The 15,482-nt window shown below is 62.4% G+C and carries 14 protein-coding genes; 9 read left to right on the top strand and 5 right to left on the bottom strand.

The window, feature by feature from the left end; genetic code table 11:
* The 4 genes from ABH939_RS27000 (at position 1) to ABH939_RS26985 (ending at position 3,842) form a co-directional block, all read left to right on the top strand.
* Entirely contained in the window at positions 1-807 is an 807-nt protein-coding gene (locus ABH939_RS27000; protein WP_007731776.1) for an ABC transporter ATP-binding protein, read from the top strand.
* Positions 804-1,700, top strand: a complete 897-nt coding sequence (locus ABH939_RS26995) for a glycosyltransferase (RefSeq protein ID WP_404650402.1) — start codon at positions 804-806, stop codon at positions 1,698-1,700. The genes ABH939_RS27000 and ABH939_RS26995 overlap by 4 nt, the downstream gene beginning before the upstream one ends.
* A gap of 197 nt (positions 1,701-1,897) precedes the next feature.
* Positions 1,898-2,968 carry a ribosome small subunit-dependent GTPase A gene (rsgA, locus tag ABH939_RS26990; protein ID WP_277377849.1) on the top strand — a complete coding sequence of 357 codons (1,071 nt, stop codon included), beginning with the start codon at positions 1,898-1,900 and terminating at the stop codon, positions 2,966-2,968.
* 46 nt (positions 2,969-3,014) lie between these two features.
* Entirely contained in the window at positions 3,015-3,842 is an 828-nt protein-coding gene (locus tag ABH939_RS26985; RefSeq protein ID WP_007731781.1) for a TylF/MycF/NovP-related O-methyltransferase, read from the top strand.
* Positions 3,843-3,845: 3 nt separating this feature from the next.
* Here the strand turns inward: ABH939_RS26985 and ABH939_RS26980 are convergent, their stop codons facing one another.
* The gene (locus ABH939_RS26980; RefSeq protein WP_158170273.1) at positions 3,846-5,711 is read right to left on the bottom strand and encodes a glycosyltransferase; all 1,866 of its coding nucleotides are present in this window, start codon (positions 5,709-5,711) and stop codon (positions 3,846-3,848) included.
* Between the two features lie 68 nt (positions 5,712-5,779).
* On the bottom strand, positions 5,780-6,589 hold the full coding sequence (locus ABH939_RS26975) for a glycosyltransferase (RefSeq protein ID WP_054827093.1): 810 nt from the start codon (positions 6,587-6,589) through the stop codon (positions 5,780-5,782).
* Positions 6,590-6,734: 145 nt separating this feature from the next.
* On the opposite strand from ABH939_RS26975, the gene ABH939_RS26970 reads away from it, so the two are divergent.
* Positions 6,735-8,945: a hypothetical protein gene (locus tag ABH939_RS26970; RefSeq protein WP_064442974.1), complete on the top strand. Its 2,211-nt coding sequence runs from the start codon at positions 6,735-6,737 to the stop codon at positions 8,943-8,945.
* On the opposite strand, the gene ABH939_RS26965 is transcribed toward ABH939_RS26970, so the two are convergent.
* Both ABH939_RS26965 and ABH939_RS26960 read right to left on the bottom strand, forming a co-directional pair.
* Positions 8,900-9,880 carry a Gfo/Idh/MocA family protein gene (locus ABH939_RS26965; protein ID WP_063315249.1) on the bottom strand — a complete coding sequence of 327 codons (981 nt, stop codon included), beginning with the start codon at positions 9,878-9,880 and terminating at the stop codon, positions 8,900-8,902. The two genes, ABH939_RS26970 and ABH939_RS26965, sit on opposite strands and share 46 nt — an antisense overlap.
* Positions 9,881-9,883: 3 nt before the next feature.
* A complete protein-coding gene (locus tag ABH939_RS26960; protein WP_042950324.1) occupies positions 9,884-10,984 on the bottom strand; it encodes a DegT/DnrJ/EryC1/StrS aminotransferase family protein in 1,101 nt (366 codons plus the stop codon).
* 110 nt (positions 10,985-11,094) lie between these two features.
* On the opposite strand from ABH939_RS26960, the gene ABH939_RS26955 reads away from it, so the two are divergent.
* Positions 11,095-11,811: a DapH/DapD/GlmU-related protein gene (locus ABH939_RS26955; RefSeq protein WP_151097596.1), complete on the top strand. Its 717-nt coding sequence runs from the start codon at positions 11,095-11,097 to the stop codon at positions 11,809-11,811.
* 58 nt (positions 11,812-11,869) lie between these two features.
* Positions 11,870-12,889: a lysylphosphatidylglycerol synthase transmembrane domain-containing protein gene (locus ABH939_RS26950; protein WP_151097593.1), complete on the top strand. Its 1,020-nt coding sequence runs from the start codon at positions 11,870-11,872 to the stop codon at positions 12,887-12,889.
* Between the two features lie 7 nt (positions 12,890-12,896).
* Here the strand turns inward: ABH939_RS26950 and rfbB are convergent, their stop codons facing one another.
* Positions 12,897-13,898: a dTDP-glucose 4,6-dehydratase gene (gene rfbB / locus ABH939_RS26945; protein ID WP_064687979.1), complete on the bottom strand. Its 1,002-nt coding sequence runs from the start codon at positions 13,896-13,898 to the stop codon at positions 12,897-12,899.
* A 96-nt stretch (positions 13,899-13,994) separates the two neighbouring features.
* On the opposite strand from rfbB, the gene rfbA reads away from it, so the two are divergent.
* Together rfbA and ABH939_RS26935 are read left to right on the top strand one after the other, a co-directional pair.
* Entirely contained in the window at positions 13,995-14,870 is an 876-nt protein-coding gene (gene rfbA, locus ABH939_RS26940; protein ID WP_042447804.1) for a glucose-1-phosphate thymidylyltransferase RfbA, read from the top strand.
* A 1-nt stretch (position 14,871) separates the two neighbouring features.
* On the top strand, positions 14,872-15,477 hold the full coding sequence (locus tag ABH939_RS26935; RefSeq protein ID WP_042447635.1) for a dTDP-4-dehydrorhamnose 3,5-epimerase family protein: 606 nt from the start codon (positions 14,872-14,874) through the stop codon (positions 15,475-15,477).
* Positions 15,478-15,482 lie beyond the last annotated feature (5 nt).

Raw genomic sequence — 15,482 nt, 5'->3', positions numbered from 1 at the left:
ATGAGTCAGCCAGTCAGCATCCACACGCAGAACGCGTGCGTCGACTTCCCGATCTTCGACGCGAAATCCCGCTCGCTCAAGAAGGCCTTCCTCGGCAAGGCCGGAGGATCCATCGGCCGCAACGACTCCGATGTCGTCGTCGTCGAAGCGCTCCGCGACATCACGATGACGCTCAAGGAAGGCGACCGCATCGGGCTCGTCGGCCACAACGGCGCCGGCAAATCCACCCTGCTGCGCCTGCTCTCCGGAATCTACGAACCGACCCGGGGATCCGCCAGCATTCGCGGACGCGTCGCACCCGTCTTCGACCTCGGTGTCGGCATGGACCCGGAAATCTCCGGGTACGAGAACATCATCATCCGCGGCCTGTTCCTTGGTCAGACCCGCAAGCAGATGCTCGCGAAGATGGACGAGATCGCCGAATTCACCGAACTCGGTGAATACCTCTCCATGCCACTGCGTACCTACTCCACCGGTATGCGCGTTCGCGTTGCCATGGGCGTCGTGACCAGTATCGATCCCGAGATCTTGCTTCTCGACGAGGGCATCGGTGCCGTCGACGCGGAATTCATGAAGAAGGCCCGCATCCGGCTGCAGAAGCTGGTGGAACGCTCCGGCATCCTGGTATTCGCCAGCCACTCCAACGAATTCCTCGCTCAGCTGTGCAACAGTGCGATGTGGATCGACCACGGCCAGATCCGCATGCAAGGCGACATCGAAGACGTCGTACGCGCCTACGAAGGTGACGACGCCGCCGAACATGTGCGCCACGTGATCAAGGAAATGGAACGGGAGAACACCCCGTGAGCGCACCCGAGAAAATCATCGGGGTCGTCGTCACTCACAAGCGTCGTGAACTGCTGGCCGAATCCTTGAAGGTTCTCAGCACCCAGTCGCGTCCGCTCGATCATCTGGTTGTCGTCGACAATGCCGACGAAGCCGATGTGAAAGAGCTCGTCGACAACGCTCCACTGCCGACCAGTTACATCGGTTCTCAGCACAACCTCGGCGGTGCCGGAGGATTTGCTCTTGGCATTCTCTACGCGCTTTCACTCGGCGCCGACCGCGTCTGGCTCGCCGACGACGACGGCCGCCCGGAGGGGCCTGAGGTCCTGGAAACACTGCTCGACTGTGCAATTCGGAACGACCTGGCCGAGGTCTCCCCCGTCGTCTGCGACATCGACGACCCCGACCGCCTTGCCTTCCCACTTCGCCGCGGCACGTCGTGGCGCCGGTTGCGTTCCGAGCTCGGCGACGAGGATCTCCTGCCCGGCATCGCGTCCCTCTTCAACGGCGCACTGTTCACCGCCGACGCGATCGATGCCGTCGGAGTTCCGGATCTACGCCTGTTCGTCCGCGGCGACGAGGTCGAGGTACACCGTCGCCTCGTGCGCTCCGGCCTGAAGTTCGGTACCTGCCTGCAAACTGCCTACGTCCACCCCAACGGCGCGGACGAGTTCAAGCCGATCCTCGGCGGACGCATGCACACGCAGTACCCCGACAACGACACGAAGCGCTACTTCACGTACCGCAACCGTGGATACATCCTCTCCCAACCGGGAATGCGGAAACTGCTTCCGCAGGAATGGGTTCGGTTCGGCTGGTACTTCCTGATCACCCGCCGCGATCCGGCCGGACTGCGCGAGTGGATGCGACTGCGCAAGCTCGGCCGGGAAGAGAAGTTCGCACGCCCGAGTTGAGTCAGTCGGCCTGAGTTGAATCAGTTGGCCGATCTCTTTTAAATCAGTTGCACAGTCGCGACCGCGGCTGAGACGATTCTGATCCGACGCATGGTGCGTCCTGAGATTTTCGAGGAGTGAGTATTGATGACTGTCGTGTTCCGCAGTTTCAGCACCGTCAACATTCACACTTCTTCGTACTCGAGGACACACTCACCATGCCGGAAAACAGCGCGCCCCTGACCGAATACGGTTGGAACGCAACACTCTCGAACACATTCACTGCCCTGGCCCCACCGGACTCCGCACCCGGGCGCGTTCTTCGCGCCGACCGGGGGCGGTGTGACGTGGCCGTCGCCGAAGGCACAGTTCGCGCACTCAGCGGCAGCGATCCACTCTGTACGGGTGACTGGGTCGCCGTGGCCGAGTTACGGGACTCACGCGAACCCGAGATGCACACGGTCACTTCGATACTCCCTCGATCAAGCAGCATCGTTCGATCCTCGGCATCCGGAAAATCGGAAGGCCAGATTCTGGCGGCCAATGTCGACACCGTCGTCATCGCCACGGCTTCGGACGGCGACGTCGATCTCGGGCGCATCGAGCGACTACTCGCACTCGCCTGGGAAAGTGGTGCAACCCCTGTCGTCGCACTCACCAAATCGGATGCAGCTCACTATATCTCCGACACTCTCGCCGAGGTCACTGCCATTGCGCCCGGCGCAACAGTGCTGGCCGTCAGTGCCGAGACCAACGAAGGAATGGATGTACTCGATGCAGTTCTGGACGGCACCGTGGCGATACTCGGTCCATCAGGCGCCGGTAAGTCGACGCTCGCGAACGCCCTCCTCGCGGACACCACAGACGCCGATCGACTCGAGACCGGTCGCGTTCGGACCGGTGACGGAAAGGGACGCCACACCACCGTCACCAGAGAGTTGATCTCATTCTCCGGCGGCCGGACACTGATCGACACACCCGGCCTGCGAGGGGTCGGCATGTGGAACGCAGCGGAGGGGATCGACAAGACGTTCCCCGAGATCGAGGAGCTGATTGCAGAGTGCCGGTTCTCCGATTGCGCACACAACTCCGAGCCGGGATGCGCAGTCCTGAGCGCACTCGGGCGTGGCGATATCGACGAACGGAGACTTGCGAGCTACCGGAAACTACAGCGAGAGAATGCATGGAACGCCGCGCGAAGCGATGCTCGTCTGCAGGCAGAGAGGACGCGGGAGATCAAGGTGATCTCCCGACAACTCAAGAGTCACTACCGCGGTCGGGACCGGTAGCGAACAAAGCCTGGCAGCATGGGAGTGATCCCGACGAGAGGTTGCCATGTTCGAGCAGTTCCGTTCCAGCGCCAGAACCAAGCTTCAGCGTGCGGTATCCGAGGTGGTCGAGGCCGCCGACCGGCGCAACGCAGATCGCACGCAACAGATCCTCGATGCGCTGACGCTCTCACGTGACGAACTGGCCGGGGCCCGCGGTGACATCGCGGGCCTCCGGTCCAGGATCGACGAACTGGAATTTCGTCAGCGACGGGATCTGGCCTACGCCGTGGACCTGCAAGCGACGGCATCGACCGCAGAGTTCATCCTCGAACACCTTCGCGTCGCCGAGACGTTCGGCCACCCACACGACACGCTTCGCCATGCACTGGGATTGATCGAAATACCCGGCATGGCACTCGAATTCGGCGTTGCCAGCGGAACCACACTCAGGATCATCGCGGAGGCATTCACCGAACGCGAGGGAACCGTCGCGGGTTTCGACGTGTTCTCCGGCCTTCCGGAAACCTGGCGGACCGGGTTCCCGGTTGGTGAGTTCGCTCAGGAATCAGTCCCCGAAGTACCTGGAGCGCAACTTGTTCCGGGCCTCTTCGAGGACACCCTGCCCTCGTTCCTGAACGACGAACCCGGCCCCGTTGCGTTCCTGCACCTCGACGCCGATCTCTACTCGTCCACCAAGACGGTGCTCGATCTCCTCGGCGACCGCCTGGTCCCCGGGTCGATCGTCGTCTTCGACGAATTCTTCAACTATCCCGGGTGGCAGCAGCACGAGTACCGGGCGTGGACGGAGTTCGTCACACGCACCGGCATCTCGTTCGAATACCTCGGGTACACCGTCGACAACGAGCAGGTCATCGCCAAGATAGTGCGCTGAGGCTCACTTTTCGTACAGACGGGCCCAGTTCTCGCGGCTGGTGAGCTGCGGGAACTCGCGAGCGAATGCTTCAGCCACACTTGGCGCTTCGGCGAGGAACCGCTTCATGACGCCGGCGAGGCGGCCGCTCATCTCGGCGGCCTTCTCGCTGTCGAAGCGGCGTTCACGCACGCCTCCCTGCGAAGCATCGGTGACGAAGACGTGATCGAAACGTCCGACGTGCCACCACTGCGCGTCCTCGTACGAAATCGCCACCGGACCTCGCTCGAGGTGATTGCGAGCCTGCATCACAGCGCGTTTCGCCAGAACGAGGTCCGTCCACAAACCGGGTTTCGGGCTGGGCGCAACGCGGCGGATCGGCAGCCTGCCCGGCAACTCCGACGCCGGGCGAGTTACCGTCTCGGGGAAGCGCTTACGTTCCTGGTTGATCGCGGCAAGCGCCTCCTGCCCACCGTCCGCCAAACCTTCCGGCCCCTCGAGGAATCCCTCGATTGCCCGGAGTTGCGTGTGTGCAAGGCCGTACTGCAAACCCACGATCGAATGCGAAATGTCGCGGGAGAGCTGCTTCGCGAGGGTTTTGGGTGCAAACCCTGGGTCAAGCGCAGCGGTGATCAGTCCGTTGCGCGTACTGAAGTAGTGCGCAAAACCGTCGACGTCCTTCCAATAGAAGTCCGCATGCCAGACAGCAGCCGACGGCAACGTGATGGTGGGAATCCCGGCCCGCCCAGCCCGCAAGCTGTACTCGACGTCGTCCCACTGGAAGAAGACCGGCAGTGGCAAGCCGATCCGCTCGATGGCTTCGGCAGGGATCAGGCAAGACCACCAGCCGTTGTATTCGGCATCCACGCGGCGTTCCGGCAGCTTCTCGAGCACACTCCGGTTGCGAACACCGTGCTCATCGGTCGGTACACCACGCTGCAGGGTGCCCAGATCGACGCGTTCACCCGAAGCCAACAGGAAGTCGGGGTTGAACAGAAAGAGCATCTGGGCGCCGATCAAAGCCGGCTCCGTCGTCATGTTCGCGAACGCACTCAGTCGAAGAACCGATTCGGGCTCGCACAGAATGTCATCGTCCATCAAGATCACGTCGGCGTGCGGTCCGGCCGCCGAAGCTTCGTACAAGCCCCGCGTGAACCCGCCCGCACCACCTAGGTTCGCCTGCCGCAGATACTGCAACCGCGAACCGAACTTCTTCGACACTTCCTGGAACAGCTCACGGCTCTCTACCGGATCCGTTCCCTGATCGACGACGTACAGAGCGTCGAGCAACGCGAGTACACGCTCGTCGGACGCGAGGGCCTCGACCGTGCGCGCACAGTCGTCCGCACGATTGAACGTGCAGATCGCCACGGCTACCGGGCGAATCGACTCCGGCGAGACGACGGTCCATTCCACATCGTCGACCACTGCGCCGCCACCCTGCGCTTCGAACTGCAGCCACAGTGCCCCGCCGTCGACGAAAGTATCGAGCGGGGCGGTCATGGACACTCGCTCGTCGCCGGTCACGACGACGTTCGTCACGATCCGGCGGTGACCACCGATGTCCGAGGCCTGGATCTGGATGCGGCAAGCGGTATCGGCCACGACATGCGCGGTGACAGTGACCTCGGTGACGTTGGTCCAGCGCTGCCAGTAGCTGGCCGGAAAACGACCGAAGAAGGTGTTGGTGTGTGCGACGGCCCCGGGCTGAAGCCGCAACTCGAATCGCGATCGCGTCGACATTCCGACCTTGGTCACCGCATACAGTTCGTCACTGGCGACGGGCGAAGTTCCGGTGAACAACGTCCGCTGCGCCAGCAGTCGATCCGACGTCGCGCTGCGTTCGATCAACTCGACTCCGGAATCGGACTGGTCATCGGTCGTGTTCACGGTATCCACGCCCCGCAGGGTATCGCGAATCCGCACCTCGGCGCCCCGGGCACCGAGTCACACCAGGTCTACCCGTGATTACTCACTGCAGCGGCGGAGCGCAGCTCGGTCTTTCGCCGACGAAGCGACAACAGACCCTTCGCCATCTGGACCACGTCCTTGGGCGAGATACGGCTCGCGTGCGCCAGATGATCGTCGCTGAGTCGGATCGGGACCTCGACCGGGCGCACCCCAGCCAATTCGAGCGCGTAGTCCAATTCGGTGGTGAAAAGGAAGCCACGCTCGGTCAACGAGGGTGCGATTCGACGCAGCAAGACACCGTCGACGATGAAAGTTCCCTGGGGATCGCCCGTGCGGGTACCCAGCACCACCCGTCGCAGCGTCGCGAATCCACCCGTCATCACCGAACGCAGCAAGCCACGTTCCACCTCTGAGTCCGAATGAGCCTTTGAACCGATGACCACCGGCGGGACGGACCCTAGATCCGCCATCACGCGGTCGGCGCCTTCGATGTCACCGAAACCGAACGGAAGGTCGTCCGCGGTGAGCAACACGCGTCGTCCACGAGAAGCAAGCGTCCCGGCGCGAAGCGCTGCGCCCATCCCTTTGTCGCTGCTCATCGGCAGGAAGGTCACTCCAGGCCAAGACCAGGAAGCTGCCAGAGCAGCACACACGTCGGCAGTGTTGTCCGTCGAACCGTTCTCCACGACGATGATCTCGACCTGACCGGCGCTCTCGGCCGGGCGGCTGGTGAAGTACTCGGCGAATTGACGCACCGTCGACTCCAGCACCTCGCCTGAGTTGTATGCGGGGATGATCACCGAGAGTTCCGGCGTAGCTGGTTCCCCACGAACGGGTTCCGTTCGCGATGTCGCCACGTCCCGATCTCCTTACTTCCCCGACTGCAGTTCGAACTCGTCGGAATACTACGCTCCGAGAAACAAGGCGCAGCCCAGGCTCCGAGAAAAAGAGCACGACCCAGGCTCCGAACAACAGCCATCGACTCGAAGACGAAAGCACATCGTGAAATCTGACTTACCGCTCGCACAACGCGTGGTGCCGCCAATTCTTCTCGCCGCTCTGGTGTCGATCGTCGCCGCCATCCCACTGATCTCCAATCGGTGGTTCTACTACTGGGACGACAGCGCAGCAGCTTTCACGCCTGGTTGGCACACGATCGGCCAGCGAATCCTGTCCGGGTCATGGCCGACGCTCATTCCCGAATTGTGGGCCGGCGGCAATGTCACAGCCGAAGCCCTTTACGGGACATACAATCCCGTGATCCTTCTGGATTCGGTTGCCATTGCACTCATTCCGAACCTGGGAATCGGAATCACCCTGGTCAAGATGCAATTCATGGCGATTCTCGCGGTAGGCGTTTATCTGGTGGCCCGCCAGTACGGCGCCAATCGGTCGATGGCTTTCATCGCCGGATTTGCCATGCCGTTCGCCGGATACACGCTCTATTTCGACGCCTCCAGTTGGGCGTCCGGGCTGATCGCCTTCGCCTGGATCCCCCACGTCTGGTGGTCTACCCGCGCCAGCGCCCTCGGCCGAGTGAACCCCCTGGTACCGATCGTTTTCGGCTATCTCGCGATGACCACCGGAAACCCGTACGGCGCTGTCGGTGTCGCGGTCGTCTACCTCGCTGTCATAGCGGAATGCATCGCAATCAAACGCGCAGGCAGCATCAAATCACTGATGATCAGCGCGGCAGCGATCATCATGATGTCGCTGATCGTGTATCTACCGTTGCTCTTCACCACCGGCGTGTCGGTGCGTACTCAGTCCGGAATCGCGAACGACGGTTCGCTTCGACCCGATCTCGGTGACCTGCTCAACCTCTCCGGCCCGTCGAACCAACCGTACGTCACCGCTTTCGCTTCGCCTGCCATGACGATTCCGCTGGTGTACCTGGCTTGGTTCCTCATACCGCTCGCACCGTGGATTCAGTGGAAGTCACTGAAGAAGTTGGGCCGCCACAGCGTCTCGCTGTTCGTCTTCGGCGGAATTTACGTCGTACTACTTCTCGGACCGTCGAATCTGTGGCTTTTCCGTTGGCCCGCGCGACTGCTCGAGTACGGTCAACTGCCCGCCATCGTGGTCACGGCGGTCGCCCTCTCTGCCGGACTGCATCGTGATCGAATCCGGACAAGATCAATCATCACCGCGGGATTGTTGGCACTTCAGTTCTATCTTGCCTGGTCGAATGTCCCGGAAGACATCGGTATTCACTCGGCATCACTGATAATCACCGTGGTTCTCACCGTCTTCGCGTTGGTCGTGGCCTACCGAAAGCCCCGCTACCTCGCCGGTGCACTCGCTGTCGGCATCGTCGTCGTGCTCAGTGCTCAGACCAATTTCTGGTTCACCGGAAACTACAACGTGACACCGTGGAAGTTCCCCCGGCAGGTGGCATTCCTGGAGTCCAAGTTCGAGGACCGTTACCAGGGAACCACTTTCGCGATTGCCGACCCCGTCAACATCCCGCCGGACAACGAAACCGGGCAGTGGGGTGACCTCCTGTTCGGCAACGCCTGGCAGCCTGCCGGAGTCAATGCCGTCAACAGCTACGCCGGAATCAGCTACAACGATTTCGTTCAAGCACTGTGCTTGAACTACTACGGCGGCGTCCAGTGTCCGGACGGCGTCGACCGACTGCTCGCTGAGTCGCCGGGAACGGGTGTGTCCTGGCTCGACGCGATGCGAGTCGACACGGTCGTCGTTCAGAATTCCGGACCGTACGGCGGAAAACGCGCCCTCGACGCCCTACCGGAGGGCGAGTGGACCGTATCGCCGGATCGGGTGGTCACGGTCGGCCATCGCACCACCGAGCATCAGTGGCCCGACGGTCGCGTATCGGCAACGACGCCTGGTCTCGACGTGCGTGGCGATGCCGCCGCTACGGACACCAGGGAAACCGTCGAATACACCGGATCAGGCACGGTCACATTCGCCCTGCTGGCCTGGCCGGGTTGGAGCGCGACCGTAGATGGTCAGACGGTCGAGACGAAGGCCAGCCCCGGCGGGTTGTTGCAGGTCGATCTACCGCCGAGTGCCACGTCCGGATCCGCCCTCACCATCGAATTCAGTCCACCCGGAAGCACTTTCGGCTGGACTGTCGCCGGCGTCGGATTGCTCCTGGCACTGTCTCAAGGAGCGTGGGCCTTCCGACGCCGACGCAGCGGTCAGGACGACAACGCTGCAGCCAACGCAGATTCCGTCACCTCGTGAACCGCGCGGTGAGCGGGCAGAATCGACGCTCGCTCACCGTCTGCGTCACCGGTGCCCTGCACCAATCCGAGGAAATGCGTCAGCTGCGCGGCAAGCGGTTCCTCGCTGTAGCGGATCGTCGGAATTTCGATGACCGTCTGCTGCTGGTAGCCGTCCCGATCGGTGGGCATGTTGTCGTCGATGTGCCGGTAGATCGTGATGTCGCGACGCAGGAGATCGATCTCGATGAGTCGATCGGCCTCGAGCAACGACAGCTGGCGAATCTTGCGCTGACTGATCCGGCTCGCGGAAATCGTTGCAACAGCACCTGATCCGAAGCGCAATACGGCGTCGGCGCAATCTTCCGACCGGTTCTGCACGGACGTCGGGTGGAAGTAGCCGAACTCCCCTTTTGCCAAACTGGGTTCCGAGCCGGCAAATCCGATGGCAAGGTCGATATCGTGAATCAGCAGGTCCGTCGCGACACCCGTCGGAATGCGGGAAACGAACGGCGAGTGGCGGATACCGTTCACCTGCCACACATCGCCGGAGAACTCACGGGCGGTGCGGACAGCGGGATTGAACCGTTCGAGCAGCCCACACATCAGGGGAACACCGGACGCGCGTGAACGATCGACCAGGTCGACGCTCTGCTCGTACGTCGCTGCCAACGGCTTCTCCACCAGGACGGGCTTCCCCAGATCGAGAACCCGCCCGGCCAACTCGTAGTGCGCCGGCGTAGCAGCAGCGATCACGACAGCATCGATCTCGTCGAGGGAGTCGAAATCGGCGGCCCAACGCGTATCGAACCGCGCAGCAACAGCTTTGCCCTGCTCCTCGCGCGGCTCGATCAGCAGATCCAACTCGCACAGCGCCGACTGCGCGATGACCCGCGCATGCAGCGAGCCCATCTGACCGGATCCGACAAGAGCGATACGTGGCTTGCTAGCAGTCATTTTTCAGGCCTCCATGGCGCCGCGTACCGCGGCAACGATCTGATCGACGTCGCCGGCGGACAACGCAGCGTGGACGGGGATGCTCAGGCACCGCGACGCGACCGAAGTGGCCACCGGCGTCTCGTCGATGACGACGCGCGGATGTTCGCGGTAGCACTCGTAGTCGTAGACGGCCTTCGGGTAGTAGATGCCGCTACCGATGTCCTTCGCGGCCAGACGCTCACTCAACTGGTCGCGAGTGATCGGTGCGTCTTCGGCCAGCAGCAAGGTGAACTGATGCCAGACATGTCCACGACCGGACAGTTCGCTCGGCAGGATCAGTCCTTCGACGTCCTTCAGGCCGACACGCAAGGCCTCCGCATTCCGGCGGCGCGCCTCGACCTGCTGCATGTACGTCGCCATCTGGGGCAGAGCCAAGCTCGCCTGGAGGTCAGTCATCCGGTAGTTCTGGCCGACCATCTCGTACTGGTAGCGCGCCCGCATGCCCTGGTTGCGCAGGACCCGAAGTCGATCGGCGATCGCGTCGTCGTCGGTCGTGATCATTCCGCCCTCGGCGGTCGTGAGGTTCTTCGTTGCATAGAACGAGAAGCAACCCACACCGAAACTGCCGGCGCCTCGCCCGTCGTACGTCGCTCCGTGGGCCTGAGCGGCGTCCTCGACGACAGTCAGACCGTTTTTCGATGCCAGCGGCATCAAGGCACCCATGTCAGCCGACTGTCCGTACAGATGAACCGGCATCAGAACCTTCGTGCGGTCACCGATTCGATCGGCAGCGACTGCCGGGTCGATGTTGAAATCGGACTCGGAGATATCGGCGAACCGCGCCGTCGCGCCTGCCTCGAGAATCGCATTGAGGGTGGCCACGAACGTGAACGGCGTGGTCAGAACCTCGTCACCTGGCTGAAGATCCTGGACCTGGAGAGCCGCGATCAATGCGGTCGTGCCGTTGTTCACCGCCACCGCGTGTCGCGTTCCGACCAGCGCCGCGAACTCGTCCTCGAGCCGCTTCACCTTGGGTCCCTGCGCGACGATTCCCGATCGCAGAGTGTCCAGCACCTCGCGCTCGACTTCTTCCCCGAACGAGATACTGGATATCGCGATCACTGAGTTACCTCCGATAGATTCATCCGACCGTCGTCGGAACGAAATACCCCGACAACCCAGGAAGCGTATCGAAACACGATTCGATACTTCGAGAGGATTCCGGAACCTGCATGTCTGAACGAACCGACTGCCACATCCATCCGACCGCCGTGATCGGCGCCGACGTACTGATCGGGGCGGGAGTCACGATCGGACCGAACGCGGTACTCACTGGCCCGCTCGAGATCGGCGACGACTGCTGGATCGGCTCGGGAGCGGTCTTGGGAGCTCCCCCCGAGATCCTCGGCGCTCTACATCCGACGTCCTGGTCCGTCAGCGCCGGTCTGGGAATTCGAATCGGTGCTCGAACGACGATTCGCGAATTGAGCACAGTCCATCAGGGAAGCGAACGCCGCACCGAAATCGGCGAAGACTGCTTCGTGATGAACAGAGTGGGAATCGAGCACGACGTGCAGATCGGTGACCGATGCGTCGTGTCATCCGGCACGACGCTTGCCGGGCACGTCAGCGTCGGAAACAGCGTCAACCTAGGCATGCACACTGTCGCGCACCAACGCCGCATCATCGGCTCCGGATCCATGATCGGGATGGGAACCGTCGTGGTCAAGGACGTTCCACCCTTCTCGAAGGCATTCGGCAACCCGGTGTCGTTGAACGGTGTCAACCGGATCGGAATGAGCCGATCGGGTATCTCGGACGCGGACATTTCCGCAATCGAAGACCTCTACGCCGCCGGCAGCTTCGGCACGTCACCGGCCATTCCGGACTCGCTGTCGAACGCCTTCACCTGGTGGCGGGAACGCGCCGACAAACCGCTCGTGGTTTAGCGAGACAAATCCTGGTTGGTATCGTCTGCGAAATGACGAACGGGCGGGATGCAGGCGCGTGAGTACCTCTCCCGAATCTGAACAACCGGTCGAAGACGTCGAACCGGCCGCAGAGCCGAACGCTCTACGCAGCCTTCTCGTCAACGCATTCAAGGTCCTCGTCACCCTCGCGATCGTCGTCGCGATCATCTTCGCGGTGAAGTCCCAATGGTCCGAGGTCAAGAACACGATCACCGAGCTGAACTGGTGGACGCTTGCCGCCTCGTCGGTGTTCATCTTCCTCGGTATGGGTGCCGCAGTGCGGGCCTGGCAGCACGCACTCGGCGCCCTCGAACAACCGATCCCGGCCTTCGACGCCGCTCGCGCTTATCTGGTCGGCCAACTCGGCAAGTACCTTCCCGGCAGTGTCTGGGCCTTCGTTCTGCAAACGGAACTCGTGAGGCGCGCCGGTGTGTCCCGTGCCGCAGGCTTTGTCGCAGTGCTGGTCACGGTGGGGTTGAGCACAACTTCGGCGCTGGTCGTCGGCCTCTTCGGTCTACCTGCCCTGTTCGAGGTCAGCACGGCGGCAGCGGTCGGCGTGATCATCCTCGTACCGATCGCATTGGTCTGCGCCTACCCGCCGGTGCTCACACGCCTGGTGAACCTTGCGCTGAAACTGCTCCGCCGCACGCCGCTGCACAAGCCGCTCACGATGCACAAGATTGCGCTCGCATTGGGCTGGTGCGCAGCAAGCTGGGTGCTCTACGGCATCCAGTTGTGGTTGCTCGCGTCCAGTTCGGCGGGCTTCGAAATCCGTGGGCTCGTCCAGTGCATCGGCGCTCTCGCCCTCGGTATGTGCGCGGGCGTCCTCGTGTTCGTCGTCCCGTCCGGAATCGGTGTCCGCGAAGCCGTCATCGTCGCAGCGCTTTCACCGTTCATGGATGCCGGCGTCGCGCTCGGCCTCGCACTGGCGTCGAGGCTGCTGTTCACCCTCTGTGAGGTCTTTGCCGGAGTCGTGGCTGCACTGTCGGGATCACGAGGCCTGCGCAATGCACTCGTGCACGAGCGCTCGCGGGTGCCGGACCCCACCAAAGCCTGACGTTCGGTCAGATCACTTTCTCGGCCGCGGAATACTGCGTCTCGACGCCGGCCTTCTGCGGACGCCACCACTGCTCGTTGTCGCGATACCACTCGACGGTGGCTTCCAGTCCGCTTCGAAAATCGCGGTACTGCGGCTTCCACCCGAGCTCCTGCTGCAGTCGCGTCGAATCGATCGCATACCGCAGATCGTGACCAGGGCGGTCGGTGACGAAGTCGAAATCGTCCGGCTTGCGTCCGAAAATTTCGAGCAGAGCCGCAATCACCGTCCGGTTGTCGGTTTCACCGTCGGCGCCGATCAGATAAGTCTCGCCGGACTTTCCGCGGTCCAGAATGTCCCAGACGGCGCGGTTGTGGTCCTCGACGTGAATCCAGTCGCGGACGTTGCGGCCTTCCCCGTACAACCGTGGACGCACTCCGTCGAGCAGATTGGTGATCTGGCGTGGGATGAACTTCTCCACATGCTGGTACGGGCCGTAATTGTTGGAGCAGTTCGAGATGGTCGCCGCGATCCCGAACGAGCGCACCCAGGCGCGCACGAACAGATCACTCGACGCCTTGGACGCGGAGTACGGGCTCGACGGGTTGTACGGTGTCGTCTCCGTGAACTTCGCCGGATCATCCAGTTCGAGGTCGCCGTACACCTCGTCGGTCGAAATGTGGTGATAACGGACCCCGTGCGAACGCACAGCCTGCAGGAGCGAGAAGGTTCCCATGACGTTGGTGCGCAGAAACGGTTCGGGGTCGGCGAGGGAATTGTCGTTGTGGCTTTCGGCCGCGAAGTGCACGACTGCGTCGGAGCGCGAGACAAGATCGTCGACCAGCGGCTCGTCGGCCACGTCGCCGTGGACAAACGTGATCCGGTCCTCGACGGACGCCAGGGACTGGCGATTTCCGGCGTAGGTCAGAGCGTCGAGAACCGTGACTTCCACGTCGGGACGCGTCGCCACCGTCTGATGAACGAAATTGGCACCGATGAAGCCGGCACCCCCGGTGACCAGTAGTCGCACGTCATCTCCTCAGGCTCATCGGACGAACCCCACTTTAGCGGCCGGGCGTGTCATGTCCGTTTGCGTCGGCAGGCAGGAGTGCAGGACACTGCACGCATGCGCGGAATCATTCTGGCCGGTGGCACCGGGTCGCGGTTGCACCCGATCACCCTCGGAGTGAGCAAGCAACTCTTGCCTGTCTACGACAAGCCGATGATCTACTACCCGCTCTCCACTCTCATGCTCGCCGACATTCGCGACATCTTGATCATCACGACCCCACACGACGCCGAACAATTCCGCCGGGTTCTCGGCGACGGCTCACAATTCGGCGTCAACCTCACCTATGCAGTGCAACACGAACCGAACGGCCTCGCAACGGCATTCACCCTCGGCGCAGAGCACATCGGATCCGACTCCGTGGCGCTCGTCCTCGGCGACAACATCTTCTACGGCCCCGGCCTCGGAACCCAACTCAGGCGTTTCTCCGACATCGACGGCGGAGCCGTATTCGCTTACTGGGTCTCGAATCCGACCGCCTACGGCGTCGTCGAATTCGACGACTCGGGTCGCGCCGTGTCCATCGAGGAAAAGCCGACGTCACCGAAATCCAATTACGCAGTCCCCGGCCTCTATTTCTACGACAGCGACGTCGTGGACATCGCACGCACTCTGAAGCCCTCTGCGCGTGGCGAATACGAAATCAGCGACATCAATCAGCACTATCTCGAAGCTGGCAAACTTTCTGTCGATGTCCTCCCCCGCGGAACCGCGTGGCTCGACACCGGCACACCCGATTCCCTGCTCGAGGCAGCGAACTACGTGCGGACCATCGAACACCGCCAAGGCCTCAAGATCGGTTCCCCTGAAGAGGTTGCGTGGCGTCAAGGATTCATCAGCTCCAACCAATTACGCACTCAGGCAGAAGCATTGGGCAAATCCGGGTACGGCAACTACCTACTCGAGCTGCTCGAGCACGGCAAGGAATGGTGACGTGGAAATCCGTCCACTGAAGATCGCCGGAGCTTGGGAAATTACACCGAAGCAGTTCGGCGACAACCGCGGTGTCTTTCTCGAATGGTTCAAAAGCTCCGCCTTCACCGCCGCGACGGGCCGCACTCTCGACCTCGCGCAGGCCAACTGCTCGGTCTCCGAAGCCGGTAGCCTCCGCGGGATCCACTTCACCGACAATCCGCCCGGACAGGCGAAGTACATCACCTGCGTGAAAGGTGCCTTCCTCGACGTTGTCGTAGACCTGCGCGTCGGATCACCGACCTTCGGCGAGTGGGATGCAGTGGTGATCGACGACGTCGATCGACGAGCGGTGTTCCTGGCGGAAGGCCTCGGCCACGCGATCCTTTCACTCGAAGACGGATCGACAGTGATGTACCTGTGCAGCATCGAATACTCCCCCCACCTGGACCGCGACCTCGATCCCTTCGATCCGGAACTCGCGATCGAATGGCCGAGAACAGACCGTAAGGGCAACCCTCTGACCTACGAGCTCTCCGCAAAGGACGCTGCCGCGCCGTCCCTGGCGACGCTCCGCGCGGACGGCATGTTGCCCGGTTTTGTGGCCGAAGATTCGCCGAATCGGTAATCTTC

Origin of the sequence: Rhodococcus sp. 27YEA6, from assembly GCF_044908235.1 — a bacterium.
GTDB lineage: Bacteria > Actinomycetota > Actinomycetes > Mycobacteriales > Mycobacteriaceae > Rhodococcus_F > Rhodococcus_F qingshengii.
The sequence above is the reverse complement of the archived record's forward strand: the minus strand, read 5'-3'. Positions and strand labels throughout refer to the sequence as shown.

What these genes read in the sequence shown, in the direction of transcription:
- ABH939_RS27000 (WP_007731776.1), top strand. Translation starts at nt 1, where the DNA reads ATGAGTCAGCCAGTCAGCATCCACACGCAGAACGCGTGCGTCGACTTC.
- rsgA (WP_277377849.1), top strand. Translation starts at nt 1,898, where the DNA reads ATGCCGGAAAACAGCGCGCCCCTGACCGAATACGGTTGGAACGCAACA.
- ABH939_RS26985 (WP_007731781.1), top strand. Translation starts at nt 3,015, where the DNA reads ATGTTCGAGCAGTTCCGTTCCAGCGCCAGAACCAAGCTTCAGCGTGCG.
- ABH939_RS26965 (WP_063315249.1), bottom strand. Translation starts at nt 9,880, where the DNA reads ATGACTGCTAGCAAGCCACGTATCGCTCTTGTCGGATCCGGTCAGATG.
- ABH939_RS26955 (WP_151097596.1), top strand. Translation starts at nt 11,095, where the DNA reads ATGTCTGAACGAACCGACTGCCACATCCATCCGACCGCCGTGATCGGC.
- rfbA (WP_042447804.1), top strand. Translation starts at nt 13,995, where the DNA reads ATGCGCGGAATCATTCTGGCCGGTGGCACCGGGTCGCGGTTGCACCCG.